The organism is Seonamhaeicola marinus, assembly GCF_008085455.1.
In genome coordinates this window covers 1-358 of the sequence record NZ_VSDQ01000379.1, presented here as the reverse complement: position 1 = coordinate 358, position 358 = coordinate 1, and the positions used below count along the sequence as shown (strand labels likewise).

1 pseudogene is annotated in these 358 nt (G+C 26.0%); it reads right to left on the bottom strand.

What is annotated here, in order from left to right:
- A pseudogene (locus FUA24_RS05030) lies at nucleotides 1-358 on the bottom strand (mannosyltransferase); the annotation flags it as partial.

Here is a 358-nt window from a genome sequence, read left to right as displayed (position 1 = left end):
ACCACAACCCAACCGTTTGAGTGTAGTTAGAAACAAATTGTAAAGAAAAAAATGGCGCAAAAAGTAAAACTGTGGTAATACCTACTACAGTATAAAACACAATAAGTTTTTTTATATTTTTGAATAGTAATGATTTATTAATGCTGTGTTTATCATGATGTTTTAAATTACTTTTAAGATGTAATATTTTACTAGTATTTAATGGATACGTAGTAAACCATTGAAAAAATAAAGGTAAAAATAGTAATGGTATTAATTTAGTAGCTATTGATAGTGCTAAAACTACAGCACTCCAAATCCAATTTCCTTTTTGAAGTAAATATAAACTCCAAATTAAAAAGAAAACCATAACACCTTC